9 tRNA genes and 2 rRNA genes are annotated in these 1,538 nt (G+C 47.0%); all 11 read right to left on the reverse strand.

From position 1 onward, the window contains the following. Window positions 1-153 precede the first annotated feature (153 nt). Window positions 154-229: transfer RNA gene (locus CSV67_RS16440), tRNA-Ala, on the reverse strand. A gap of 7 nt (window positions 230-236) precedes the next feature. After that, window positions 237-313, reverse strand: a tRNA-Pro gene (locus CSV67_RS16445). 31 nt (window positions 314-344) lie between these two features. Then, window positions 345-421 (reverse strand) — tRNA-Arg (locus tag CSV67_RS16450). 16 nt (window positions 422-437) lie between these two features. After that, window positions 438-526: transfer RNA gene (locus CSV67_RS16455), tRNA-Leu, on the reverse strand. Between the two features lie 16 nt (window positions 527-542). Continuing rightward, window positions 543-614: transfer RNA gene (locus CSV67_RS16460), tRNA-Gly, on the reverse strand. Between the two features lie 8 nt (window positions 615-622). Next, window positions 623-704 (reverse strand) — tRNA-Leu (locus CSV67_RS16465). Window positions 705-725: 21 nt separating this feature from the next. Further along, a tRNA-Lys gene (locus CSV67_RS16470) sits at window positions 726-801 on the reverse strand. A gap of 8 nt (window positions 802-809) precedes the next feature. Then, window positions 810-885 (reverse strand) — tRNA-Thr (locus tag CSV67_RS16475). Between the two features lie 14 nt (window positions 886-899). Then, a tRNA-Val gene (locus tag CSV67_RS16480) sits at window positions 900-975 on the reverse strand. A gap of 95 nt (window positions 976-1,070) precedes the next feature. After that, window positions 1,071-1,186: ribosomal RNA gene (rrf, locus tag CSV67_RS16485) — 5S ribosomal RNA — on the reverse strand. Between the two features lie 269 nt (window positions 1,187-1,455). Next, window positions 1,456-1,538: ribosomal RNA gene (locus tag CSV67_RS16490) — 23S ribosomal RNA — on the reverse strand; the annotation flags it as partial.

Raw genomic sequence — 1,538 nt, forward strand, 5'->3', positions numbered from 1 at the left:
CTCCATAAGAGAAATTCGATTAGCTCGAGTTTCATTTGCTGGCATCAATTAAGATACTCATTTTGTTGGTGTCACCGTTAGGTGCACAAACTGTATTTCGTTAACGTTTTGCTGTTCAGTTTTCAAGGTTCATTAGATTCATAAAAAAATATTTGGTGGAGCCTAACGGGATCGAACCGTTGACCTCCTGCGTGCAAGGCAGGCGCTCTCCCAGCTGAGCTAAGGCCCCAAATAAGTGGTCGGGAAGACAGGATTCGAACCTGCGACCCCTTGGTCCCAAACCAAGTGCTCTACCAAGCTGAGCTACTTCCCGACTATATACAATAGTAATTTCTTTTGAAATATGGCGCGCCTGGCAGGAGTCGAACCCACAACCTTCTGATCCGTAGTCAGACGCTCTATCCAATTGAGCTACAGGCGCATATTATGAAAGTAATTGGTGCCGAGAACCGGAATCGAACCGGTACGGTAGTCACCTACCGCAGGATTTTAAGTCCTGTGCGTCTGCCAGTTCCGCCACCCCGGCAAGAGTGGAATTTAAAAGCGGAAGACGGGATTCGAACCCGCGACCCCGACCTTGGCAAGGTCGTATTCTACCACTGAACTACTTCCGCATGAAAAATGCGGGTGAAGGGAGTCGAACCCCCACGCCCGAAGGCACTAGATCCTAAGTCTAGCGTGTCTGCCAGTTCCACCACACCCGCGATATGTTTCGGCAAAAATAATGGTGAGCCGTACAGGATTCGAACCTGTGACCCTCTGATTAAAAGTCAGATGCTCTACCAACTGAGCTAACGGCTCGTACTTAGTGGTGCCGGCGAAAGGACTTGAACCCTCAACCTACTGATTACAAGTCAGTTGCTCTACCAGTTGAGCTACACCGGCAGGTGTAGAATATATGGTGGAGGATGACGGGCTCGAACCGCCGACCCCCTGCTTGTAAGGCAGGTGCTCTCCCAGCTGAGCTAATCCTCCTGGGTATAATTTCAATATTAAATAGATATGTTCTTGTTCTCTTTGATCACGAGGTTATGTATAGAATACTCAGTATCAATCTTAAGAAAAGAATTGCCTGGCGACGTCTTACTCTCACAGGGGGAAACCCCCAACTACCATCAGCGCTGAAGAGCTTAACTTCCGTGTTCGGTATGGGAACGGGTGTGACCTCTTCGCCATCGTCACCAGACTTTACTTCCTCTTTCTTGAGGACATTTACTATTATAACACTTGTTAAACTTAATGCAAGCATTATTTTAAGTATTTTTCGAGTAAAGCTTGTTCACTCAAAACTGAATAAAAGACATTGTGTAGTTCAAGTAACTACTTTTTAAGCTGTCCAGCCTCAGCGGCCAGATGCTCGGGTCATAAGTCAAAGATGCTATGTAGCAAACAGCGCTACTACGTATCTTCGCCTTATACCGGTCGCATCTAAACGGCCGCTTCGGCTTTTCATAATAGGTTAAGTCCTCGATCGATTAGTATCTGTCAGCTACATACGTCGCCGTACTTACACCCCAGACCTATCCACCTCATCATCT

Origin of the sequence: Sporosarcina sp. P2, from assembly GCF_002743255.1 — a bacterium.
Taxonomy (GTDB): domain Bacteria; phylum Bacillota; class Bacilli; order Bacillales_A; family Planococcaceae; genus Sporosarcina.